This is a genomic window from Allobosea sp. 47.2.35 (assembly GCF_024655635.1).
Taxonomy (GTDB): domain Bacteria; phylum Pseudomonadota; class Alphaproteobacteria; order Rhizobiales; family Beijerinckiaceae; genus Allobosea.
Map to the genome: position 1 here is coordinate 26,462 of NZ_JANLGI010000001.1, position 21,690 is coordinate 48,151.

Annotated in this window: 23 protein-coding genes; 15 read left to right on the forward strand and 8 right to left on the reverse strand. The window is 64.9% G+C overall.

What is annotated here, in order from left to right; all coding sequences use genetic code 11:
* Positions 1 to 82: 82 nt before the first annotated feature.
* Together NUV79_RS00135 and NUV79_RS00140 are read right to left on the reverse strand one after the other, a co-directional pair.
* The gene (locus NUV79_RS00135; RefSeq protein ID WP_257731060.1) at positions 83 to 1,237 is read right to left on the reverse strand and encodes a protein kinase domain-containing protein; all 1,155 of its coding nucleotides are present in this window, start codon (positions 1,235 to 1,237) and stop codon (positions 83 to 85) included.
* Positions 1,238 to 2,205: 968 nt separating this feature from the next.
* Positions 2,206 to 2,430 (reverse strand): hypothetical protein, encoded by a 225-nt coding sequence (locus NUV79_RS00140; RefSeq protein WP_257731061.1) that lies wholly within the window; start codon positions 2,428 to 2,430, stop codon positions 2,206 to 2,208.
* A 269-nt stretch (positions 2,431 to 2,699) separates the two neighbouring features.
* Here NUV79_RS00140 and NUV79_RS00145 point away from each other — a divergent pair, with 269 nt between their 5' ends.
* The gene (locus NUV79_RS00145; RefSeq protein ID WP_257731062.1) at positions 2,700 to 2,960 is read left to right on the forward strand and encodes a hypothetical protein; all 261 of its coding nucleotides are present in this window, start codon (positions 2,700 to 2,702) and stop codon (positions 2,958 to 2,960) included.
* Between the two features lie 9 nt (positions 2,961 to 2,969).
* On the opposite strand, the gene NUV79_RS00150 is transcribed toward NUV79_RS00145, so the two are convergent.
* Together NUV79_RS00150 and NUV79_RS00155 are read right to left on the reverse strand one after the other, a co-directional pair.
* A complete protein-coding gene (locus tag NUV79_RS00150; RefSeq protein ID WP_257731063.1) occupies positions 2,970 to 3,425 on the reverse strand; it encodes an RbsD/FucU family protein in 456 nt (151 codons plus the stop codon).
* Entirely contained in the window at positions 3,419 to 4,279 is an 861-nt protein-coding gene (locus tag NUV79_RS00155; protein WP_257731064.1) for an amidohydrolase family protein, read from the reverse strand. The genes NUV79_RS00150 and NUV79_RS00155 overlap by 7 nt, the downstream gene beginning before the upstream one ends.
* Positions 4,280 to 4,481: 202 nt before the next feature.
* Here NUV79_RS00155 and NUV79_RS00160 point away from each other — a divergent pair, with 202 nt between their 5' ends.
* The 9 genes from NUV79_RS00160 to NUV79_RS00200 all read left to right on the forward strand — a co-directional run bounded on the left by NUV79_RS00160 (position 4,482) and on the right by NUV79_RS00200 (position 13,795).
* Positions 4,482 to 5,819, forward strand: coding sequence for an ABC transporter substrate-binding protein (locus NUV79_RS00160; RefSeq protein ID WP_257731065.1), 1,338 nt, complete (start codon positions 4,482 to 4,484; stop codon positions 5,817 to 5,819).
* A gap of 136 nt (positions 5,820 to 5,955) precedes the next feature.
* Positions 5,956 to 6,885, forward strand: a complete 930-nt coding sequence (locus NUV79_RS00165) for a carbohydrate ABC transporter permease (protein WP_257731066.1) — start codon at positions 5,956 to 5,958, stop codon at positions 6,883 to 6,885.
* Positions 6,885 to 7,703, forward strand: coding sequence for a carbohydrate ABC transporter permease (locus NUV79_RS00170; RefSeq protein WP_257731067.1), 819 nt, complete (start codon positions 6,885 to 6,887; stop codon positions 7,701 to 7,703). The genes NUV79_RS00165 and NUV79_RS00170 overlap by 1 nt, the downstream gene beginning before the upstream one ends.
* Positions 7,704 to 7,786: 83 nt before the next feature.
* The gene (locus NUV79_RS00175) at positions 7,787 to 8,683 is read left to right on the forward strand and encodes a dihydrodipicolinate synthase family protein (RefSeq protein ID WP_257731068.1); all 897 of its coding nucleotides are present in this window, start codon (positions 7,787 to 7,789) and stop codon (positions 8,681 to 8,683) included.
* Between the two features lie 22 nt (positions 8,684 to 8,705).
* Positions 8,706 to 9,383, forward strand: a complete 678-nt coding sequence (locus NUV79_RS00180; protein WP_257731069.1) for a GntR family transcriptional regulator — start codon at positions 8,706 to 8,708, stop codon at positions 9,381 to 9,383.
* A 78-nt stretch (positions 9,384 to 9,461) separates the two neighbouring features.
* Positions 9,462 to 10,454: a sialic acid TRAP transporter substrate-binding protein SiaP gene (locus NUV79_RS00185; protein ID WP_257731070.1), complete on the forward strand. Its 993-nt coding sequence runs from the start codon at positions 9,462 to 9,464 to the stop codon at positions 10,452 to 10,454.
* 180 nt (positions 10,455 to 10,634) lie between these two features.
* Complete coding sequence (locus NUV79_RS00190) at positions 10,635 to 11,132, forward strand: TRAP transporter small permease (protein ID WP_257731071.1); 498 nt, start codon at positions 10,635 to 10,637, stop codon at positions 11,130 to 11,132.
* Positions 11,129 to 12,415, forward strand: coding sequence for a TRAP transporter large permease (locus tag NUV79_RS00195; RefSeq protein ID WP_257731072.1), 1,287 nt, complete (start codon positions 11,129 to 11,131; stop codon positions 12,413 to 12,415). Before NUV79_RS00190 ends, NUV79_RS00195 begins: the two co-directional genes overlap by 4 nt.
* An 81-nt stretch (positions 12,416 to 12,496) precedes the next feature.
* Positions 12,497 to 13,795, forward strand: coding sequence for a hypothetical protein (locus NUV79_RS00200; protein WP_257731073.1), 1,299 nt, complete (start codon positions 12,497 to 12,499; stop codon positions 13,793 to 13,795).
* On the opposite strand, the gene NUV79_RS00205 is transcribed toward NUV79_RS00200, so the two are convergent.
* The 4 genes from NUV79_RS00205 to ppk2 form a co-directional block, all read right to left on the reverse strand.
* Positions 13,743 to 14,318 carry a hypothetical protein gene (locus tag NUV79_RS00205; RefSeq protein WP_257731074.1) on the reverse strand — a complete coding sequence of 192 codons (576 nt, stop codon included), beginning with the start codon at positions 14,316 to 14,318 and terminating at the stop codon, positions 13,743 to 13,745. The genes NUV79_RS00200 and NUV79_RS00205 overlap by 53 nt on opposite strands.
* On the reverse strand, positions 14,315 to 14,875 hold the full coding sequence (locus NUV79_RS00210) for a hypothetical protein (protein WP_257731075.1): 561 nt from the start codon (positions 14,873 to 14,875) through the stop codon (positions 14,315 to 14,317). Before NUV79_RS00210 ends, NUV79_RS00205 begins: the two co-directional genes overlap by 4 nt.
* On the reverse strand, positions 14,872 to 15,459 hold the full coding sequence (locus NUV79_RS00215; protein ID WP_257731077.1) for a hypothetical protein: 588 nt from the start codon (positions 15,457 to 15,459) through the stop codon (positions 14,872 to 14,874). The genes NUV79_RS00210 and NUV79_RS00215 overlap by 4 nt, the downstream gene beginning before the upstream one ends.
* Positions 15,460 to 15,529: 70 nt before the next feature.
* Complete coding sequence (gene ppk2, locus NUV79_RS00220; protein ID WP_257731078.1) at positions 15,530 to 16,483, reverse strand: polyphosphate kinase 2; 954 nt, start codon at positions 16,481 to 16,483, stop codon at positions 15,530 to 15,532.
* A gap of 121 nt (positions 16,484 to 16,604) precedes the next feature.
* On the opposite strand from ppk2, the gene NUV79_RS00225 reads away from it, so the two are divergent.
* The 5 genes from NUV79_RS00225 (at position 16,605) to pstB (ending at position 21,677) form a co-directional block, all read left to right on the forward strand.
* The gene (locus NUV79_RS00225; RefSeq protein WP_257731079.1) at positions 16,605 to 17,663 is read left to right on the forward strand and encodes an ATP-binding protein; all 1,059 of its coding nucleotides are present in this window, start codon (positions 16,605 to 16,607) and stop codon (positions 17,661 to 17,663) included.
* Between the two features lie 114 nt (positions 17,664 to 17,777).
* On the forward strand, positions 17,778 to 18,803 hold the full coding sequence (gene pstS / locus NUV79_RS00230) for a phosphate ABC transporter substrate-binding protein PstS (RefSeq protein ID WP_257731080.1): 1,026 nt from the start codon (positions 17,778 to 17,780) through the stop codon (positions 18,801 to 18,803).
* Positions 18,804 to 18,961: 158 nt separating this feature from the next.
* On the forward strand, positions 18,962 to 19,936 hold the full coding sequence (gene pstC / locus NUV79_RS00235; RefSeq protein WP_257731081.1) for a phosphate ABC transporter permease subunit PstC: 975 nt from the start codon (positions 18,962 to 18,964) through the stop codon (positions 19,934 to 19,936).
* 10 nt (positions 19,937 to 19,946) lie between these two features.
* On the forward strand, positions 19,947 to 20,831 hold the full coding sequence (gene pstA, locus NUV79_RS00240) for a phosphate ABC transporter permease PstA (RefSeq protein WP_257731082.1): 885 nt from the start codon (positions 19,947 to 19,949) through the stop codon (positions 20,829 to 20,831).
* Between the two features lie 45 nt (positions 20,832 to 20,876).
* Positions 20,877 to 21,677, forward strand: a complete 801-nt coding sequence (gene pstB / locus NUV79_RS00245) for a phosphate ABC transporter ATP-binding protein PstB (protein ID WP_199091950.1) — start codon at positions 20,877 to 20,879, stop codon at positions 21,675 to 21,677.
* Positions 21,678 to 21,690: the final 13 nt, after the last annotated feature.

Consider the following 21,690-nt stretch of genomic DNA (forward strand, 5'->3'; position numbering starts at 1 on the left):
GGGCGGGAGTCAAGCGGGAGTGCCAATGCCTAGGCGTCGGTGGTATTGGGCAAGCTTCGGCTTGAATCTGACATTTCAGGAATCAGAATGGAATATCATCGTCCAAATTGCTTGGTTTTGTTCGCTCCATTGAATCCAGTTTCGTTATCAGATTATCTAGGATGATACTTTGCTTGCCGGGAGGCATAGATTTGATTACTTCTATAAAATCGTGAAGTGTTTTAGTCTTAAATTGATTATTCTTCCAGTATCTGAATGATGATTTCGTGAATTGTGAGACAATTTTATTTGGATTTGGTATATATATTTCAAGCATAGACTGCCGATATATAGAAATAAGCCCTTGTAGAATAGCGTTATGATCTCTTTCAAATGTTTCAGAGGGGTCTAGGGTTGATACTACGGCGCATAATTCACTAGAAAATCGTCGATATACGAGTTTTTCGCTCTCCGAAAAGGACAGGTCCTCGAATTGGCCGGTGGTTATGTCGTTTTTGATGTCAGAAAATTTGCTGTAACGTTTACTGCGATCCTGTTCTGTCATCGTTTTAATCATTTTCTTGTATTTAAAATCAGAAAGATTTTCTTCAATAATTATCTTTTCAAAAAGTTTCCCAACAAAGTATATCTCTGTTTGGAAATCATATATTGAATCTGAGAATTCTGGTGGAACGTCACACCACCAATTTAGGGATATGCTTTTTTCGGCATTATTGCTCAAATTGTCGATGTTTTTTCCAAAACCAAAGTCAATTATCTTGGGGTTTCCGCCTCGTTCGATAATAATATTTTGCGGCCGAATGTCTCTATGGAGTATGTTTTTGATTTCAAGATGACAGAATCCGTCAATTATTTTTTCAAATAGCCCTCCGAGAAGATCTGGTCTTGTTCGAGAAAATTCTATAATATTCTCTCCATCTATAAATTCCATGAGAATATATGCTGTGAAGCTTTCCTTATAATCATAATAGCTATAGACTCTTACTATATTTGGGTGATTGAGCCTGAATAAAATTCGTGCTTCTTCGTTAAATCTTTCGAGTAATTCGGTAAATTCCTGAGGTGATTCATCTTTCAGGAAAATGGGGCTGTATTTCTTTGCCACAAAGTGGCAGTCCATGTTTTCATCGTGAATGAGGACCGTTTCTCCGCATGCTCCAGCACCCAAGCGCCTCAAGGCCTTGTACTTTGCCGGACGATTGAACTCGATCGTTTTAGGTAGACGCTTGCTTTCCACGGTTGCGCTCTCGGTCGAACTCGATTCGGAGTAAATCCGAGTTTATCTTAAACGTGGGTTCGGCAGGAAGAGATCTAACCGGCGTGGGTTCATATCTGGACTTAGTGCGGCTGGGGCGCGAAAGGGCCTTGTTTAATTGCTGAAGCGCGGCAGGAATGCTGCGGCTCGAGGCGGGCCCAAAGCCCTTCACTTTCCCGTCCGAGGGCGGGGTATAGTGGGCATTGCAGCCGTCGCGAAAAACTTATCCCCGCCCTCACACCCCGTGCCTATCCTCACTCCACCTCGTCCCCGAGGGGCAGCCATCCGGAGGTATGCCGTTGGCGGGGCGGGGGCGGCGCCTGCGGGTGGGGTTACGACCCACTCCCGGGAGGCTTCGGGGCACCGCCCTGGGGACATTACGATCCCTGTGCGAGGAGCTCGCTGGAAGGCATGGCGGCACCGCATCTGCGGGGCCAGGACGCGACAAGGCCGGCAGCGGACCGAAAACGGCTTGGCCCGTTTCGGGATCATCCGCTGCACGAGACAAAGGAGATCGCGCAAGCGTCTCTGCCGAACTGGCGTCCGGGTCCGCAGGTCAGCGAAACGCCCTGCCGTATAAGCGCGGCCCGGAGACTAAAGAACGCCGGCAAGCGGAGCGCCACGGGGCGTGCGGATGGTGGCTCAATCCATCCGCGCCGCATCCTGGCTCAATGGAAGCGGCCCTAACCCTAAGCGCCTCGCGGCGCTCCGCTGCCCCTCAATCGAAGCCGCTGCGTGGAAGCGCGGGCGGGGTTTTGGCGTGCGCGGGAAGCGCGACGCAGAACCCCTCTCCCGGATGGGAGAGGGGCAGGGGTGAGGGACTGCCGCTGATCGCCTGAGTGCAGCGTGTGCCGCTGAGCCTTCTGCGGATAGGGCACACCCTCATCCGGCGCTCCGCGCCACCTTCTCCCATCCGGGAGAAGGAAAGAGGCGTTGCGGATCGCGTGCCCTCAATCCCCCGTCATCGTCATTTCGGCGTCGATCGCCTTCATCTTCGGATTGTTGGCGCAGAAGGCCCTGATCTTTGCCGTGACGGCGGCCGGGTACTCGCTCTTGCGATGGGCGCCGGATTTCAGCCAGTCGGCGCAGCTCAGCTCCCGGTCGGTGATGCGGGCGGCGGCGGGCGCGGCGAGGAGGAGGCCGGCGAGCGCGGCGAGCAAGGCGAGGCGGGGCATGGTCTGGTCCTGAACGGGCGGCCGCATCACGGCTCAAGCCTCGGGCGCCGCCCCTGCTAGTGCATCGGACCGGAAAGGGGAATCCGTTTTCCGGAAGATTTCGATGCCACAGCAAAAGCCGGCATTTCGTGATAGGCAGCGCCATAATCCGCTGCAGCTTTTACGGCGAACAGAGTTCGCCTCCAAAGCTACAGCTTTCTATTGTGACGCAATTCCGGACGCAAAACCGCTTCGCAGTTTTGCTGGAATGGCTTGGAGGTGACGACATCATGGCCCGCAAGACCCCCGAACAGCTCGCCCAGGAATTCGAGGGCCGCAAGGCCAAGGGGCTGGCCAAGGGCGGGGCGGCGTTCTGGCCGAACATCATCGCCAATGCCGTGCTGAAGCTCACCCAGCAGCGGGCCGAGATCACGCCGGAGACGCTGATCGAAATGATCGAGCGCGAGGCGCCGACGCTGGAGGTCAACGTCAGGTCCGGCGCGGCAGAGGCCGTCGCGCGCCTCAAGCAGGCCATCGCCAAAGGTTCGTGAAGGAGCGCTTCAGCCCGGCTCGCGGGCGATGACGCCCTTGCGCAGCAGGAAGCAGCCATAGGGCCGGGGATCGCCGACCTGCACGACGGCAAAGGCCCGCCGCGCCTGATCGTAGAAGGCGAAGCGCTCGATGCCGGCGAGCGGCGCAGCGCGGCCGATCGCCCTATCGATCTCGGCCTGCACGGCGCGCTGCACCTCAGGGATCGCGGCGGCATCGCCGACGACTTCCATGCGCCTGACAGGCTCGGGCTCGAAATCGTCGATCGGCAGCACTGAGAGGATGGCGCGGGCGGCGCGCTGCATCGTCAGGCCGGGCAGGCGGATCAGGCGCCCGCTCGTGGTGGCGCTGGCGATGGTCTGCGCCGGGTGGTTGGCATCGACCAGCGCGAGGTCGTCGCCATGGCCCATCGCGGCGAGCACCCAGAGCAGGTCGGCGGAGAGGACGGGGTCGAGGTTTTTCAGCATGACGGGCGGCGGCCCCTCTTCGTCAGGTAGATGCGGGCGGCGTTGCCGCCGAAGATTGCGGCGCGCTCGGAGGCGTTGAGCGTTGCTGTCAGGCGCTCGGCGGCGGCGAGCCACTGGTCGTAACTGGAGGCTAGCGTCGCGACCGGCCAGTCGCTGCCCCAGAGCAGGCGCTCCGGTCCGAAACAGGCGAGGAGCTGGGCTATCGCCGGCGCCAGTGTCGCCTCGCGCCAGCCGGGCCCGGCTTCGGTGACGAGGCCGGAGAGCTTGCAAGTGGTGTTCGGCCGCGCGGCCAGCGCCGCGATGCCGCCGCGCCAGGCGGAGAGGTCGGCGCCGGTCAGGTCGGGCTTGGCGCCGTGGTCGATGACGACGGGCAGTTCCGTCTCGCGCTCCAGCAGCTTGAGGAGGGCGGGGATCTGCGGCGGCTTCACCAGCGCGTCGAAGACGAGGCCATGTTGCTTGAGCGCTTCGAAGGCGGGGGCGAGGACGGGTTTCGCGAGCCAGCCGGGATCGGGGATGTCCTGCGCCATGGGGCGCAAGCCCACGAGCAGCGGATCGGCGGCAAGCGCTGCGATGCGGGCAGGGGCGTCCGGCGCTTCGAAATCCGCCCAGCCGACGACGCCGGCGACGAAGGGCGTGGCAGCGGCGATGGCGAGCAGGTGATGCGTCTCGGCCTCGGTCGCGGCGGCCTGGACGAGGATGGTCGAGGCGATGTCGTGCTGCGCGAGATGCGGGGCGAGATCGGTGGGCTGGAAATCGCGGTAGATCGGCTTCAGCACCGGCGTCAGCCAGCCATAGTCGCCGCGGGAGAGCCGCCAGAAATGCTGGTGGGAATCGATGCGGGGCGGGCTCGTCACGGGCGGCTCTCGCAGGGGATCCGGCGGCGGGGAGGGATGGTGCGGCGATACTATGTGCACGCCAACATGTTAGCTTGCAACCGGGCCGAAAGGAGATTAGCGTCCAGCCCGATCACGGATGCGGGAGGCGGTCGTCGCCTCATGTTCCGCGCGCCATCAAAGGCCTGAAACGGGCCGTGTTCAAGTCCTGGGGAGGACGCCGATGACCGATAGCATTCTCAAGCCGACGCGCCGTGTCCTGCTGGCCGGCGGGGCCGCCGCGATCGCGTCGCCCTTCGTGCTGCGCAAGGCGCAGGCGCAAGGCGCGTTCGACTGGAAGAAATTCTCCGGCCAGTCGATCGACGTGCTGCTGGTGAAGAACCCGCGCTCCGACCTGATGCAGGCGGCGGAGAAGGAGTTCACCGAGCTCACCGGCATCAAGGTCTCGGCCGAGCAGGTGCCGGAGCAGCAGCAGCGCCAGAAGGCGGTGATCGAGTTCGCCTCGGGCAAGCCGAGCTTCGATGTCAGCGGCATCTCGCTGCATGTGCAGAAGCGGATGGCGGCCAAGGGCAAATGGTTCGAGAACCTCGAGCCCTTCATCAAGAACCCGTCGCTGACGTCGCCGGATTTCGACTTCGCCGATTTCGGCGCGGGCCCGGTCGCCTATGCGCGGCAGGCCGACGGGTCGCTCGATACGATTCCGTTCTTCGTCGATTACTGGATGGTCTACTACAACAAGGAGCTCTTCGACGCGAAGGGCGTGGCCTATCCGAAGACGATGGACGAGATGTTCACCGTCGCGCAGAAGCTGCACGATCCCGCGAAGGGCGTCGCCGGCTTTGTCTCGCGCGGGTTGAAGAACGCGAACGTCCCGGTCTGGACCTCGCTGATGCTCGGGCAGGGCATGGAGACGACCTCGACGGACGGCAAGCTGCAGACCGATACGCCGGAGGCGATCTGGGCGGCCGATCTCTATCGCAAGCTCAACAAGGAGACAGGGCCGGTCGGCCAGGTCGGCTTCAACTGGAACGAATGCCAGACCACCTTCATGCAGGGGCGGGCCGCGATGTGGCTCGACGGCATCGGCTTCGCCACGCCGCTGGAGGACCCGACCAAGTCGCGCATCGTCGGCAAGGTCGGCTATGGCGTGACGCCGCCGGGGCCAAAGGCGCATCATGCCGGCATGTTCGCCGACGGCATGGGCATCTCGCGCGGCTCCTCCAAGAAGGAAGCGGCCTGGCTCTATCTGCAGTTCATGACCAACAAGAAGAACCAGATCGCCATGCTCAAGGCGGGCGCGGGTGCGCCCGGCCGCTCCTCGGCCTATCTCGATACCGAGACGATCGCGCAGTCGAAGTTCGGCAAGCAGTATTTCGACTGCCTGCTGGCCTCGGCCAAGGTCGCGCGGGCCGGGTTGCCGCAGATCGTGCCGGTGACCGAGTTCCGCGACGTGTTCGGGGTGGCGCTGACCAATGCGATCGGCGGGGCCGATGTCGCCGCCGAGCTGAAGAAGGCGACCGAGACCTTCGCGCCGGTGCTCGCCAAGAGCGAGCAGGGCTGAAGACAACTCAAAGCAGGAAGCGTCATGGTCGAGCTTGTCCCGACCATCCATGTCTTTCGGATCGCCGAGGTGCTCAAGACGTGGATGCTCGCCACGAGGGCGAGCATGACGATTGGTTCCCAGTGAAGCAGACCGCATGACCAGCACGTCCCTGCCAGCCGATCTCGCCAGCACGGCGCCTGCAGGCGCCGCCTCGGCTTCGGCGGATTTCACGCCGCGCTACTGGCTGTTCTCGCTCCCGGCGGTGCTGGTCATCGGGGCGGTGATCGTCTTCCCCTGGCTGTTCACGCTCTACATGTCCGGACAGGATTGGAAGATTGGCGGCGGGGTGGAGTTCGTCGGCCTCGGCAATTTCGTCGAGCTGATGAAGGACCAGCGCTTCATCGAGTCGATGGGGCATACGGCCTATTTCACCATTCTTGCAGTGGTGCTCCCCATTGTGTTCGGCACGGCGGCGGCGCTGGTGTTCCATCGCGAGTTTCCGTTCCGGGGCCTGCTGCGCACGATCTTCGTCATGCCGATGATGGCGACGCCGGTCGCGGTGGCGCTGGTCTGGACGATGATGTTCCACCCGCAGCTCGGCGTGCTGAACTACCTGCTGTCGCTGTTCGGCATCGGGCCCTCGGGCTGGGTCTACGAGCCATCGACCGTGATCCCGACATTGGTTCTGGTCGAGGTCTGGCACTGGACGCCGCTGGTCATGCTGATCGTGCTCGGCGGTCTCGCCGGCTTGCCGCGAGAACCCTACGAGTCCGCGCTGATCGACGGCGCCAATGACTGGCACATGTTCCGGCACATCACGCTGCCGCTGGTCTGGCCCTTCATCATGGTGGCGATCGTGATCCGCACCATCGATGCGCTGAAGGCCTTCGACACGATCTTCGTGATCACGCAGGGCGGGCCGGGCACGGCGTCGGAGACGCTGAACATCTTCCTCTATCTGCAGGCCTTCCAGTTCTACAAGATCGGCTATGCCTCGGCCGTCGTGGTGATCTTCTTCGTGATCATCATCATGCTCTCGCTGCTGCTGCTCTATGCCCGGCAGAAGTCGAAGTGGAACGCGTGATGAACCGCACGCTCAAGAAACTCGGCTTCTGGGCCTCGGTCTTCGTGATGGTCTCGCCGGCCGTGCTGGTCTTCCTCTGGATGATCTCGCTGTCGCTCAAGAACGAGCTCGACAACACCGCCTTCCCGCCGGTCTTCATCCCGAACCCGCCGACGCTGAAGAACTATGTCGACGTCTTCGCGCAGAACAATTTCGGGCTCTATCTCTGGAACTCGATCCTGGTCACGGGCGGGGCGGTGCTGCTCGGGCTGATCGTCGGCGTGCCCGCCGGCTACGGCATCGCGCGCGGCAAGGCGCATAAATTCGCGGTGCTGATCCTGGTCGCGCGGATGACGCCGGCCCTGTCCTACCTGATCCCGCTCTTCCTGCTGTTCCAGATCACGGGACTGGTGGGCTCGATTACGGCGCTGGTCATCACCCATCTCGTCATCACCATCCCGATCATCGTCTGGATCATGATCGGGTATTTCGAGAACGTGCCGATGGAGCTGGAGGATGCCTCGCGCATCGACGGCGCCACGACCTGGCAGGCCTTCCGCCATGTCGCGCTGCCGCTGGCCAAGCCCGGCATCGTCGTCGGCGGCATTCTCGCCTTCATCTTCTCCTGGAACAATTTCATCTTCTCGGTGGTGCTCGGCGGCAAGGCGAGCCGGACGCTGCCCTCGGCCGTCTACAACTCTCTGACCTTCGAGCAGATCTCCTGGGGGCCGCTGGCAGCGGCGGCGCTTCTGGTGACGCTGCCCGTGCTCCTCGTCACCGTCATCGCCCAGCGCCAGATCGTCGCCGGCCTCTCCGCCGGAGGCCTCAAGGACGGCTAGCACAAGCCTTCCGGAACCGCTTGCGGGTGGTTCTGTCTTCATACTAACATGTCAGTCAACGTTCAGCCCTGAAAGCTCACCCCATGGCCTCCGACAAGACCCGCTTCGGCCTTTCCTGCGCGATCACCACCCCGATGCGGGAGGGCGGGGGGATCGACTTGCCGCGCCTCGTCCATCACGCTCGACATGTGCTGGCCGAGGGCTGCGATTCCGTCACGCTGTTCGGCACGACGGGCGAGGGCGCGGCGCTCGGCCTGCCTGCGCGGACCGCGATGATGGGTGCGCTGATCGGGGCGGGGATCGATCCGGCCAAGCAGATCTATGCCGGCATCGCGGCGGCCTCGATGCATGAGGCGGTGGAGCAGGCACAGCTCGCGCTCGATGCCGGGGCGAAGGGCTTGCTGGTCGCGCCGCCCTTCTACTTCAAGGGCGTCAGCGACGAGGGACTCTATGTCTGGTTCTCGCAGTTCTTCGAGAAGCTCGGCGCCTCGGCTCGCAATGTCGTGCTCTATCACATCCCTTCGGTGACCGCGGTCGATATCAGCGTCGGTCTCGTGCAGCGGCTCAAGACCGCATTCCCCGGCCTCGTCATCGGCGTGAAGGATTCCTCCGGCAGCTACGCCAATACCGAGGCGCTGCTGAAAGCGCATGGCGAACTCGCCATCCTCGTCGGCGACGAGCGCCAGCTCGCCAAGGCGGTGCGCAACGGTGCCGAGGGCACGATCTGCGGACTTGCCAATCTCGTGCCTGGGCTGCTGCGCCCGATGGTCTACGAGGGTAAGGACAGCCCGGTGGTGAACGCGCTGGTCGACGAGATCTGCTCGCATCCGGTGCTGGCGGCAGTGAAGGCGCTGGTCGGCCATGTTCATGGCGATGATGGCTATGGCGCGATGCGCCCGCCGCTAGAGGCGCTGGACGCTGCCACCCGCAAGCGGCTCTTCGCCGCCTTCGATTCGATCAGGCAGGCCAAGGCTGCCTGACGGGATGCCGCAAGGAGGGATCGTGACCGAGTCGGAGCAGGAACCGCGCGAGGGCGAAACGCTGAAGCTGAGGGAGCGCGCCTATGCCTCCTTCACCGAGCGATTGCTGGCGCGCGAGATCAAGCCCGGCCAGTTCGTGACCCAGCGCGAGCTCGTCGCGATGACCGGCTTTCCGCTCGGCGCCATCCGCGAGCTGGTGCCGCGACTGGAAGCGGAGGGGCTGATCAAGACCGTGCCGCAGCGCGGCATGCAGGTCGCCCATGTCGACCTCAACCTGATCCGCAACGCCTTCCAGTTCCGGCTTTTCCTCGAGAAGGAAGCGACGGCGCTCTATGCCCAGAACGCCACCGACGACGAGATCGCCGAGCAGCGCGCCCGCCACGAGGCGATCATTGCGCGGGCCGAGGCCGGCGGCGACGAGCGCCTGATCGAGGATGCCGAGGATGTCGATCGATTGATGCACGAGGCGATCATCGACCATCTCGACAACGACATCGTCAGCCAGGCCTTCCGCGTGACCTGGCTGAAGATCCGGCTGATCCGCCAATACGAGACGCGCATCCAGAACCACATCCTCGTGCCGGTGATGCAGGACCATCTCAAGATCATCGCCGCGATCGAGAGCCGCGACCCGGAGCGCGCCGCGGACGAGATGAGCATCCATATCGGAAACGCCCGCACCCGGGCGATGCAGTACTGACGACCGAGGACGACGACGCAGGACGCAACACATCATGACGACGAGCCGGAAAACCGGCCGCACGGGAGGGAAACGACGATGACGAAACTGACGAAACGCAGCTTTCTCCAGGGTTCCGCCGCGGCCGGCGCGGCCGTGTTCATGCCGGCAATCGCGAGGGCGCAGGCGACCGTGCTGCGCTGGGGCGAGATGCTGCCGGCGACGCATCCGCAGGTGCAGATGGTCGAGCGCATCGCCAAGCAGGTGAAGGAGAAGACCTCCGGCCGCGTCGATATCCAGTCCTTCCCGGCCGGTCAGCTCGGCTCGGGCAAGGACATGATGGAATCGGTTGCGTCGGGTGCGCTGACCATGACGACGGACGGCGCTGCGGCGCTCGGCTCCTTCCTGCCGCAGCTCTCGGTGGTGGAAGCGCCCTATCTCTGGCGCGATGCCGCCCATATGGCGAAGGTCGCCAAGGCGCCGGTGTTCACCCAGATGAATGCCGAGCTCGAAAAGAAGCGCGGCATGCGCATGGCCGCCGTCACCTACTACGGCAAGCGCCATCTCACGACCGGCTCCAAGGCGGTAAAGAGCGCGGCCGATGTCGCGGGGCTCAAGCTGCGCGTGCCGCCGGTCGATACCTTCCGCGCCATGGTCGAGGCCTGGGGCGCCAAGGCGACGCCGGTCAATTTCAACGAGCTCTATCTCGCGCTCAGCCAGGGGGCGGTCGACGGGCAGGAGAACCCGCTGCCGACGATCCACAGCGCCAAGCTGCAGGAGGTGCAGAAGCATCTCATCCTGACCGGCCACATCATCACGCCGCGGCTCGTCATCGTGAACAGCGATTTCTGGAAGGGTCTGAAAGACGCCGACCGTAGCGTGGTGGAGGCAGCGATCGCGGATGGCGTTGCCTGGCAGGATGCGGAGCTGGCGAGCCAGGAAGGCAGCCTCGTCGCCACGCTGAAGGCGGCCGGCATGACCGTGACCGAGCCTGACCTCGAAAGCTTCTCCAAGCCCGTGCTGGCGAGCCTGCCCAAGCAGTTCGAGAGCAAATGGGGCAAGGGCACCTGGGACGCGCTCGCGGCGCTTTAGAGCGCTGTCAGCTGCGGAACCACTTCGTCATGGTCGGGCTCGTCCCGACCATCCACGTCTTCGTTCCCGATGGGTTGCGTTCAAGACGTGGATGCTCGCCACAAGGGCGAGCATGACAGCACGCGCCCAACACATATGGCTTCCGTTTCACCCGAGCTTTTCGACAGGACTGGTCATCCGATGAAACCCTTCGCCGCATTGGCGGACAGGCTGGTCTACTGGGCCGCGGTCGTCCTGCTGCTGACGCTGCTCGCCGTCGTGGTGCTCGGCGTGTTCTTCCGCCAGATCAACCAGCCGCTCGCCTGGTCTGACGAGCTGGCGCAGTACCTGCTGGTCTGGACCGGATTCGTCGGCTGGATCATCGCGGCGCGGCGGCGCTCGCATATCCGCATCATGGTCTTTGCCGAGAAGCTGCCGCGCCCCTTGCAGGCGGCATTGGAAATCGCGACGCAAGTTGCGGTGATCGTCTTTTCCGGCGTCCTGCTGCGCTACTCCTGGGCGCTGATCGAGCGGACCTGGGATGTGGAGTCGATCGCGCTGCCGATCACCTCAGCCGCGCTCTACATCGTCATGCCCTTCGCGGCGCTGGCGCTGATGCTGCAGGCGCTGGCCGAGATCGGCGACGTGTTCGCCGGACGCAAGGTCGCTGTCGTAGAGCCCGGAGCGCAGGCGCTATGACCACGCTGATGCTGCAGATCCTGCCGGTCTGGTTCCTGGCCTTGATGATCGGCGTGCCGCTCTTCGTCTCGATGGGGCTGGCGGCCGTCGCCTTCGCCGTCCTCGGCGGCTTCCCGCTCGGCATCGTGCCGCAGAAGATCGCGCAATCCGCCAATTCCTTTCCGCTGCTGGCGGCGCCGCTGTTCATCCTGATGGGCAACATCATGAACTCGGCGGGGATTACCGACCGGATATTCGGCTTCGCCACCGCCTGCGTCGGCTTCATGCGCGGCGGGCTCTGCCATGCCAATATCCTCGCCAGCGTGATCTTCGCGGGCATGTCGGGCTCGGCCGTGGCCGATGCCGGCGGCGTCGGCACGCTCGAGATCAAGGCGATGCAGGACGAGGGCTACGACGCCGAGACGGCCGCCGCGATCACGGCCGCCTCCGCGACGATCGGGCCGATTATCCCGCCCTCGCTGCCGATGGTGATTTATGGCGTCACCGCCGACGTCTCGATTGGCGGGTTGTTCATCGCCGGCATCATTCCGGGCCTGTTGATGGCCGGAGCGCTGATGTCGATGGTCGTCTACATCGCCCGGAAACGTGACCTGCCGCGGCATCCTTTCCCCGGTTTCCGCCAGCTCTGGGTCGCCTACAAGGATGCCCATTGGGCGCTGATGACGCCGGTCATCCTGTTCGGCGGCATGATGGGCGGCATCTTCACGCCGACCGAGGCGGCGGCTGTCGCGACCGCCTATGCGCTGGTGCTCGGCCTGTTCGTCTATCGCAGCTTCACGCTGAAGAGCCTGCCGGACCTCGTGGTCCAGACGGTCGAGACCACCGGCGTCGTGCTGGCACTGGTGATGGCGGCGGCGGCACTCGGCTGGTGCCTCTCGATCTCGCGCATTCCGCAAGTGGTCGGGCCGGCTCTCGTCGAGTTCGCCGGCAGCCCCATCGTCTATCTGCTGATCGTCAACCTGCTGCTGCTCTTCGTCGGCTGCTTCATGGAGGCGTTGGCGGCGATGCTGATCCTGATCCCGATCCTGACGCCGGCGGCGGCGCAGTTCGGCATCGATCCGATCCAGTTCGGGCTGATCTTCGTGCTCAACCTGATGATCGGCACGATCACGCCGCCTGTCGGCGTGGTGCTGTTCGTAACGTCGAAGGTTGCGAACATCTCCTTCGAGGCGATGTCGCGGGCGATCCTGCCCTGGCTCGCGCCGCTGGTCGCCGTGCTGATCGCGATCACGCTCTGGCCGCCGCTGACGACCTGGCTGCCGCAGCTCATCATGGGGCGCTGAGGCGCAGTTCCTGGCAGGGCGTGTCAGCAATGCGCCCGCGCCGGGTTCGCTGGAGAGGAGCGATCGCCTAGACTGGCGCCGATGCTCGCGATCGGCGACCTGCTCCGGCAATTCTTCCAGCTCTGGCGCTTCGGCTGGCCGATGCTGCTCTGCATCGCGGCCTGCGGAGCGCTCGTCAACGACCTGCTGCTGCCGCTGGCGGTGAAGGCCGGCTTCACTAACGCGCTCGCCGGCTTTGCCGTGCTCTCGGCCATCGTGCTGGCGAAGCTCGTCACGGTGGTCGCGATGTGCCTGTCGCTGCGCCCGGCCATGCCGGGGGTGACTGCGCTGTTTCCGGCGAAATCCATTGCCGGGGCAGCGGAGGGAACCCCGAAGGATCCGGATTGGCTCAGCGTGGTCGCGATCGCGATCATCCCCTTTTTCGCCTATTACGCGGCTTGGGGCTTCCTAGGCGACACGGTGCGCGACTATTCGCTGCTGGCGCTGGAGATGGCCGATTTCGGCCAGAAGCTCTCGCTGTTCGATGTCCCGGCGACGCTCTGGCTTGGCATCGCCGTCGCGTTCGCCTTCGGGATGCGGCGGCTGGCCAAGCTGATGCAGACGCGCAGCTCGCGGCCGGCCTGGCAGTTCGTCATCGTGCTCTGCGATGCCAACTGGATCTTCGTCGGCCTCTACGCGCTCACCGGCTGGAAGAACGCCGCCTGGGCCTGGGTCGGGGCTGGCGGGCCCTTGCCCTATCTCATCAGGCTGCGCGACCTGTTCCTCGGGCTGATCGGCCAGGCGCAGGCCGCGACGCCCGTCGCCGTCGATCTCGCCGCGCCTTCCTTGCAGAGCAGCGCGCAGGGACTCTTCCTCTATGCCCTCCTGCCACTGGTCTGGCTCCTGATGGCGGCGGTGATCTACGGCTTCGACATGAAGGATGCGGCGGCGTTGGCCAGCCATCGGCGCACCGCGGCAGCCCTGTCGCGCTATGAGCGCTTGCCGAAATTCCTGCGCGAGTTCATCGAGCATTTCGTCGCCGGCTACCGCTCGCGCTACCTGCCGATCGCCAATAGCGTCCGGCTCGCCTTCGGGGCCGGGCTCGCCGTGCTGATCGGCTTCGTGCTGGTCTATCGTCTCATCGGCTGGGCGGCGGCCTGGGGCTGGATCGGGCTTGCGCATCTGATCGGCCCGCAGGAGCTGCCGGCCTGGCAGGCGCTGGCCAGCATCATCGCCTTCTTCCTCGGCGGCCCCAGCGATATCCGCGGTGGCATCCTTGTCGATGCCTTGCGCATCTGCCTTGTCGCCGCTGTCGTCGAGCAGGCTTCGGCGAAACGGGTCGAGGCGCTCAGTTCGTCCGGGCGAAGCGAAGATAGCGCGGTCGCGACGCCGGCAGGCTGAGCGTGACATCGGCCGTCGCGAAAGCTGCGGCGGGCAGGATGAAGCTCTCGGTGATCGCGACAATCGCGCCGGCGGGCGGCTTGCCGAGGAAGGCGGGGCCGCAGCTTTTGCCCTCGTCCTTGTCGCGGCTGAGAACGCGTCTCGCCTCGTTCGGCGCCAGGAAGGCAGGCTGCCAGCGCCGGCCGTCGGGGGCGAGCAAGGCGATGCGGCAAGGCGGCTGCGCGACGGCCTGCGCGTCGAGCACCTTCGCCTCGATGCGCAGCAGCGCGACGGCGGAGCCGTCCGGCCGCTCGGCGATGCGCTGGAGGCTGACGACGCGCCATTCGGCACCGGCGAGCGTGGCGGGGCGATCGAAGGACGTGCGCTCTGCGAAGAGCTCGCTCGCGCCGGCCCAGGTCGAGACAGGCTCGCGCGCCTGCACGAACAGGGCCAGCGGCAGGATGACGGGCAGCGCCCAGAGGCAACGCCTGCGCCAGTTCGGCGGCAGTTTTACGATGGACGGGGCTGCGGTCGCGTCGCTCATTTCAGCGTATCGAGGTCGAGGGTCTCGGCCTGCTCGATGCGGTCATCGGGCAGGGCGATGCGCAATTGCGTGTCGAGGCGGGGCCAGCGTGCTTCCGAGACCAGCAGGGTACCGCCGCGTGCCGCGTCCCGGCCGACCTCGAAGATTAGCAGGCCGCGTTGCGGCAGGCCGGGTTCGAGTCGCTTGCCACGCAGGAAACCGGGAGCTTGTTCAGCGCGCTGGCTCGCCTCGAAGCGCAGGCCGGATGCCGCCAGCCAGGTTGCGCCGTTGAGCGCCATGGTCGCGGGGGTGCCCTCGGCCTCGACGAGAGCCACGGCCCAGAGCCCGCCGGTGTTGCGGTCGTAGCTGCGTCCGAAGGACTGCCAGCGCAGGCGCTCCGCCAGGACGACCTTCTCGACGCGCAATGTGAAGCTGCGCGTGACGATGCTGGTGCCGGCGATGCCATGCTGCCTGATCGGGCCGGTGATCTCGCTATAGCCCGGCGTGGTCTGCTGGAGGGCGAAGAGGAGCAGCGCCGCTATGGCAAGCGCGATGACGCGGGCGAGGATGCGGATCACGAGCCGGAGCCTTGTGAGCGCAATGGCAGCGTGATCGCGGCGACGGGCTTCGGGTTGAACCAGCCGGGCGCGGCGAGGAGATTGTCGCGCGGCTTGAAGGTTTCGCCGGTAACGGCGATGCGGATGGCCTCAGGGATCGCCGCAGCTTCCGGCAAATCCCAAACCATGCGGATGCGCTCCGGCAAGCCCGGTTGCAAAGCGCCGAGAATGGCGCCATCGCGCACCAGATAGGCGGTGGGCGAGGGCGAAAGCCCCGCGATCGGCGGATCGAAGCTGAGGATGCGGGCAAAGGCGTTGCTGCTCTCGGAACTGCGGTTCATCAGGTCGAGATCGATGCTGATCGCCTTGGTGCCGGGGCGCCCGCGATAGCCGTCCGGGCGCGGCGCCGCGCTCGATCCGGCTTCGCGAATGACGACCTGCCAGCGCCCAGCCTCGATGGGCTGCCCGGCCTGCGCGGTGGGGAGGCTCGCCGGCGGCATGGCCTCGCGCAGGGTCTGGGCGGTGGTCAACCCAAGCGCCAGCAAGCTGCCGATGCCGATCGTCAGCTTCGATGCGAGGGATCGCCGCAGGGCTGCGAAAGCCATGGTCGCCATGGGTCGGAAGATCACCCGATTCTGTGACCGGAATCCGGCAGCAGCCTTCTGGAGCTGAGGTTCAGCGTCCCTCGGGCTCGCCGCCATTGTCGAGATAGCGGCTCACGGGGATGACGATCTCCTCGTCCAGCGTGCCGATCGCCGCCTCGTCCTTGTCCTTGTAGGGGACCATGCGCAGGACGTGGCGGATGGCGTTGAGCCGGGCGCGAAGCTTGTCGTTGCTGCGCACGACATGCCAGGGTGCCGCCTCTGTCGAGGTGCGCGAGAGCATCTCGTCGAAGGCGCGGGAATAGTCGTCGAAGCGCGGAATCGACTCGAAATCGATCGGCGAGAGCTTCCAACGCTTGAGCGGATCGTGCCAGCGCGCATGCAGGCGCGTCATCTGCATCTCGCGCCCGATGGTCAGGAAGAGCTTGATCAGGCGCACGCCATCGCGGGCGAGCATGCCCTCGAAGGCCGGCGCCTCATCGAGGAAATGCTCTGTCTCCTCCGGCTTGCAGAAGCCCATGACGCGCTCGACGCCGGCGCGGTTGTACCAGGAGCGGTCGAAGAACACGATTTCGCCGGCCGTCGGCATCTGTGCGGCATAGCGCTGGAAATACCATTGGCCCTTCTCGGTATCGGAGGGTTTCGACAGGGCGACGATACGGGCCTGACGCGGATTGAGATGCTGGGTGAAGCGGGCGATGGTGCCGCCCTTGCCGGCGCCGTCCCGCCCCTCGAAGACGATGACGATGCGCTCGCCATGCTTGCTCGCCCAGCGCATCAGCTTCTGCAATTCGATCTGGAGCGGTTCCATCTCGCGGTCGTAGCGCTTGCGCTTCATCCGCTTGCCATAGGGGTAGTCGCCGCTGTGATAGGCGGCGTCGATGATGGCTTCCGGCAGGCTGTCGGCCTCGATGTCGAAGTCCTTCGCCTTGCGGGATTTGGCGCGGGGCTTGGCCGGCTTGGCGCGATCCTCCGACGGCGCGACGATCGCTTCTTTCACGTCCGAACCTGAGAACTTCTTGGCCATCGGCAGGCTCCTTTGTCGCCAGCAGCCTAGCCGGCTAGGTCGCGGAAGGGAATTGACGCCCGCCGCGCTTCCGCTCAGGAAGAGGCCCCGACGGCATCCGCCGTCTGTCTCCGGGCTTCCCATGGTCGACCTTTCCGCCTCCAATGCCGCGCTGGTCCGGGACGTGATCGAGGCGTCCGGCGCGCCGGCCGTGCTGCTCGACGGGCAGGGCGTGGCGCAGGCGTTGAGCCCGGCCATGCAGGCGCTGATCCCCGGAGTCGCGGTCGGCAAGCTTCTCGCGCTGGTGCTGCGCGACCCCGATCTCAACGATGCAATCGAGCAGGTCGCGCTGGAAGGCGGCCGCAAGACTGTCGAGCTCGTCGAGCGCGTACCGGTCGAGCGGACCTTCCGCATCCATATCGCCGCGCTGCATGACAACGGCCTGCGCCATGCGACGCTGCTGACCTTCCAGGACCTGAGCGAGCAGCGCGTGATCGAGCGCATGCGCGTCGATTTCGTCGCCAATGCCAGCCATGAGTTGCGCACGCCTTTGGCCTCGCTGCTCGGCTTCGTCGAGACCCTGCAGGGGCCGGCGCGCAACGACGAGCGGGCGCGCGAGCGCTTCCTCGGTATCATGCGCGAGCAGGGCCTGCGCATGGCGCGGCTGGTCGACGACCTGCTCTCGCTGTCGCGGATCGAGCAGCGCGCCCATGTCGCGCCGGATACGCCGGTCGATCTCGCCGGCATCGCCCGCGAGATCGTGGACTCGCTGACGCTGATGGCGAGGGAGCGCGATGTCACATTGGCGCTGAAGACGCCGCGCGAGGCGCTGCAGGTGCCGGGCGACCGCGACGAATTGCTGCGCCTGATGGAAAACCTCGTCGAGAACGCGATCAAGTACGGCAAGCCCGGCGGCGAGGTCGCGATCACCGTCGAGACCGGCGAGAGCGAGGCCAGCTTCAGCGTGCGCGACGACGGGCCGGGCATCGCGCCGGAGCATCTGCCGCGCCTGACCGAACGCTTCTACCGGGTCGATACCGCCGCGAGCCGCGAGGCCGGCGGCACGGGCCTGGGTCTCGCCATCGTGAAGCATATCGTGCTGCGCCATCGCGGGCGCCTGACGATCGAGAGCAGGCCGGGCGAAGGCGCGACCTTCAAGGCGATCCTGCCGCGCTTCGAGGCGGGGCACGCCGCAGGCTAGTCCGTGCATGCGGGGCATCTATGACGGCTTTCATGACGGATTGTCATTTGCCTGTCATACAGAGGGTGTTCTGACAGGGCCGCTAGATAGAGCGACCAGATGAGGACATCTCACATGCGCAAGATTCTCGTTCTCGCGGCCGTTGCCGTCGGGATCGCCGGTTCCGCCCAGGCTGCCGACATCACCGGCGCCGGCGCGACCTTCCCCTTCCCGATCTACGCAAAGTGGGCCGAGGCCTACAAGAAGGAGACGGGTGTCGGCCTGAACTATCAGTCGATTGGCTCGGGTGGCGGCATCCGCCAGATCAAGGCCAAGACCGTCGCCTTCGGCGCGACCGACGCCCCGCTCAAGGGCGAGGACCTGACCAAGGACGGCCTGATCCAGTTCCCGTCCGTGATGGGCGGCATCGTTCCGGTCGTGAACATCGCCGGCGTCGAGCCGGGCAAGCTCAAGCTCTCGGGCGAGGTCATCGCCCAGATCTACCTGGGCGAGATCAAGAAGTGGAACGACCCCAAGATCGCCTCGCTCAATGCCGGCGTGACCCTGCCGGACGCCAACATCAACCCGGTCTATCGTTCGGACGGCTCGGGCACGACCTTCCAGTTCACCGACTACCTCTCCAAGGTCTCGGCTGACTGGAAGTCGAAGATCGGCACCAACACCGCCGTTCAGTGGCCGGTCGGCATCGGCGGCAAGGGCAACGAGGGCGTCTCGGCCTCGGTCAAGCAGGTCGCCAACGCGATCGGCTATGTCGAATACGCCTATGCCAAGCAGAACAAGCTCTCGCACACCCTGGTGAAGAACGCCGACGGCAACTTCCCGGCGCCGGACGAGAAGGCCTTCCAGGCCGCTGCCGCCAACGCCAACTGGAACGAGCAGCCGGGCTTCGGCATCTCGCTCAACAACCAGAAGGGCGCGGAAGCCTGGCCGATCACCTCGGCGACCTTCATCCTGGTCTATGCCAAGCCGGAGAAGCCGGAAGAGACGCAGGCCGCGCTGAAGTTCTTCGACTGGGCCTACAAGTCCGGCGACAAGCTCGCGAGCGACCTCGACTACGTCGCCCTGCCGGCGAATGTGAAGGATCAGGTCCGCAACGCCTGGAAGGGCGTGACCGATCCGGCCGGCAAGCCGATCTTCTGATCGCGGCCATCGACAGGGCGAGGCGGGTTCTCCCGCCTCGCCACATTTCTTCAAGCCCCCATCCTGAGCGGCCCCCCTGCGGGCGGGCTGTTCAGGATGAGGGCTGGGATCGACCGGACCCTCCGACGATCCCGGCAACGCCACCGGAGCCTTCGCGGATGACCGCAGCAACCGACATGTCGAGCATTCCCGGCGCGACGCCGATCGCCCGCAAGACGCCGAAGGCGACCTTCGACCTCGTCTTCCGCAATGCCAGCTTCGGCGCGGCCCTGCTCGTGCTGGTGCTGCTCGCCGGCATCATGGCCTCGATGGTCGTCGGCGGCTGGCCGGCCTTCCGCGAGTTCGGCCTCGGCTTCATCACCTCCAGCGTCTGGGATACCCAGAACGAGCAATACGGCGCCTGGCCGGCGATCGTCGGCACGCTCTCGACGGCGCTGATCGCGCTGGTGATCGGCGTGCCGCTTTCGCTCGGCATCGCGGTCTACCTGACGCAGCTCGCGCCGGCCTGGTTCAAGAAGCCGGTCGCGACCGCGATCGAGCTGCTCGCCGCCGTGCCCTCGATCATCTACGGCATGTGGGGCCTTTTCGTCTTCGTGCCGCTCTTCGCGGCCTATGTGCAGATCCCGCTCTCGAACATCGTCGAAGGCATGCCGATCGTCGGCACGGTGCTCTATGCGCGCTCGCCCTCGGGCCTCGGCATCTTCACGGCGGGCATCATCCTCGCCTTCATGATCATCCCCTTCATCGCCTCGATCACGCGCGACATGCTGGAGCAGATTCCCTCCGTGCTGCGCGAGAGCGCTTACGGCATCGGCGCCACGACCTGGGAGGTCGTGCGCCATGTGCTGGTGCCGCAAGCCGGCGTCTCGATCATCGGCGCGGTGATGCTCGGGCTCGGCCGCGCGCTCGGCGAAACCATGGCGGTGACCTTCGTGGTCGGCAATGCCAACCGGCTCTCGGCCTCGATCCTCGATCCCGGCTCGACCATCGCCTCGCGCATCGCCAACGAGTTCAACGAGGCGCTCGGCCTGCAGCTCAACGCGCTGATCGCGCTGGGCTGCATCCTGTTCTTCGTCACCTTCGTCGTCCTCGTCATCGCGCGACTGCTGGTCGCCCGCGTCAAGCGCTACTGAGGCTCATTCCATGACCATGACGACCACGCCTCGCGAATTGCCGCACCAGCCCTGGGGGCGCGTGCGCCAGTCGCGCCGCACCGCCGACCGGCTGATGAAGGTCATCGCCACCGGCTTCACCTTCATCGCCATCTTCGTGCTGTTCTGGATTCTCGGCATGCTCGTGGTGAAGGGCATCGGCGGGCTCTCCGTCGCGACCTTCACGGCGGTCACGCCCGGCCCCGGCACGGAAGGCGGCGGCATCGCCAACGCCATCGTCGGCTCCTTCGTGCTGACCTTCCTCGGCATCGTCATCGCCACGCCGATCGGCGTGCTGGCCGGCACCTGGCTCGCGGAATACGGCCGCGGCTCGAAGCTCGCCAACCTGATCCGCTTCATCAACGACATCCTGCTCTCGGCGCCGTCGATCCTGATCGGCCTGTTCGTCTACGTCATCCTGGTGGAGCCGTTCCGCGGCTATTCCGGCTGGGCCGGCGGCGTCGCGCTCGGGATCATCGCGATCCCGGTCATCGTGCGCACCACCGAGGACATGCTGAACCTCGTGCCCGGCCCCTTGCGTGAAGCTGGCGCCGCGCTCGGCGCGCCGCCCTCCGTCGTCATCACCTCGGTGACCTGGCGCGCGGCCAAGGCCGGCATGGTCACCGGCATCCTGCTGGCGCTCGCCCGCATCGCCGGCGAGACCGCGCCGCTGCTCTTCACCGCGCTCAACAACAATTTCTGGTTCTCGCCGACGCTGGTCGGCGGCGTCTCGAACCTGCCGGTGACGATCTACCAGTTCGCCTCCGCCCCTTACGAGAACTGGCAGCAGCTCGCCTGGGCCGGCTCGCTGATCATCACCGTCTCGATCCTCGTGCTCTCGATCGTTGCCCGGCGTATCGTCGCCGGCAGCAAGTGAGCCTGAAACCAACCCGGTCGCGACCGACCTTGAGGACCTAAGTCGATGCTTTCGACCCTTGAACTCTCCCCCCAGTCGCTCGATGCCGAGGCGCCCGTCCGGATCGCGGTGAAGAACCTCGATTTCTACTACGGCGAGCACAAGGCGCTGAAGAACATCAATCTCGACTTCCGCGACCGCCACGTCACGGCGCTGATCGGCCCGTCCGGCTGCGGCAAGTCGACCCTGCTGCGCATCTTCAACCGCATCTACTCGCTCTATCCGGAGCAGCGCGCGGAAGGGCAGATCATGCTCGACGGGCGCAACATCATCTCCAACGACGTCGACGTGAACGAATTGCGCTCGCGCGTCGGCATGGTTTTCCAGAAGCCGACGCCGTTCCCGATGTCGATCTACGACAACGTCGCCTTCGGCATCCGCCTCTACGAGAAGCCGCCGAAGTCCGAGCTCGACGATCGTGTCGAGGGCGCGCTGCGCCGCGCCGCGCTCTGGGACGAAGTCAAGGACAAGCTGAAGAGCTCCGGCATGGGCCTCTCCGGCGGCCAGCAGCAGCGCCTGTGCATCGCGCGCACCATCGCGCAGAAGCCGGAAGTGATCCTGTTCGACGAGCCGACCTCGGCGCTCGACCCGATCTCGACCGGCAAGATCGAGGACCTGCTGGAGCAATTGAAGAGCGATTTCACCATCGCCATCGTCACGCACAACATGCAGCAGGCGGCGCGTATCTCGCAGTACACGGCGTTCATGTATCTCGGCGAGGTCATCGAGTTCGCGCCGACCAACACGATCTTCATGAACCCGGCCAAGAAGCAGACCCAGGACTACGTCACCGGCCGTTTCGGCTAATCGACGTCGAGGA

Excerpts from the sequence above, each read along its gene's own strand:
- pstA (WP_257731082.1), top strand. The coding sequence starts at position 19,947 with ATGACCATGACGACCACGCCTCGCGAATTGCCGCACCAGCCCTGGGGG.
- NUV79_RS00215 (WP_257731077.1), bottom strand. The coding sequence starts at position 15,459 with ATGGCTTTCGCAGCCCTGCGGCGATCCCTCGCATCGAAGCTGACGATC.
- NUV79_RS00165 (WP_257731066.1), top strand. The coding sequence starts at position 5,956 with ATGACCAGCACGTCCCTGCCAGCCGATCTCGCCAGCACGGCGCCTGCA.
- pstS (WP_257731080.1), top strand. The coding sequence starts at position 17,778 with ATGCGCAAGATTCTCGTTCTCGCGGCCGTTGCCGTCGGGATCGCCGGT.
- NUV79_RS00150 (WP_257731063.1), bottom strand. The coding sequence starts at position 3,425 with ATGCTGAAAAACCTCGACCCCGTCCTCTCCGCCGACCTGCTCTGGGTG.
- NUV79_RS00160 (WP_257731065.1), top strand. The coding sequence starts at position 4,482 with ATGACCGATAGCATTCTCAAGCCGACGCGCCGTGTCCTGCTGGCCGGC.
- NUV79_RS00195 (WP_257731072.1), top strand. The coding sequence starts at position 11,129 with ATGACCACGCTGATGCTGCAGATCCTGCCGGTCTGGTTCCTGGCCTTG.
- pstC (WP_257731081.1), top strand. The coding sequence starts at position 18,962 with ATGACCGCAGCAACCGACATGTCGAGCATTCCCGGCGCGACGCCGATC.
- NUV79_RS00190 (WP_257731071.1), top strand. The coding sequence starts at position 10,635 with ATGAAACCCTTCGCCGCATTGGCGGACAGGCTGGTCTACTGGGCCGCG.
- NUV79_RS00170 (WP_257731067.1), top strand. The coding sequence starts at position 6,885 with ATGAACCGCACGCTCAAGAAACTCGGCTTCTGGGCCTCGGTCTTCGTG.
- pstB (WP_199091950.1), top strand. The coding sequence starts at position 20,877 with ATGCTTTCGACCCTTGAACTCTCCCCCCAGTCGCTCGATGCCGAGGCG.
- NUV79_RS00205 (WP_257731074.1), bottom strand. The coding sequence starts at position 14,318 with ATGAGCGACGCGACCGCAGCCCCGTCCATCGTAAAACTGCCGCCGAAC.
- NUV79_RS00225 (WP_257731079.1), top strand. The coding sequence starts at position 16,605 with ATGGTCGACCTTTCCGCCTCCAATGCCGCGCTGGTCCGGGACGTGATC.
- ppk2 (WP_257731078.1), bottom strand. The coding sequence starts at position 16,483 with ATGGCCAAGAAGTTCTCAGGTTCGGACGTGAAAGAAGCGATCGTCGCG.
- NUV79_RS00185 (WP_257731070.1), top strand. The coding sequence starts at position 9,462 with ATGACGAAACTGACGAAACGCAGCTTTCTCCAGGGTTCCGCCGCGGCC.
- NUV79_RS00140 (WP_257731061.1), bottom strand. The coding sequence starts at position 2,430 with ATGCCCCGCCTCGCCTTGCTCGCCGCGCTCGCCGGCCTCCTCCTCGCC.
- NUV79_RS00200 (WP_257731073.1), top strand. The coding sequence starts at position 12,497 with ATGCTCGCGATCGGCGACCTGCTCCGGCAATTCTTCCAGCTCTGGCGC.
- NUV79_RS00175 (WP_257731068.1), top strand. The coding sequence starts at position 7,787 with ATGGCCTCCGACAAGACCCGCTTCGGCCTTTCCTGCGCGATCACCACC.
- NUV79_RS00145 (WP_257731062.1), top strand. The coding sequence starts at position 2,700 with ATGGCCCGCAAGACCCCCGAACAGCTCGCCCAGGAATTCGAGGGCCGC.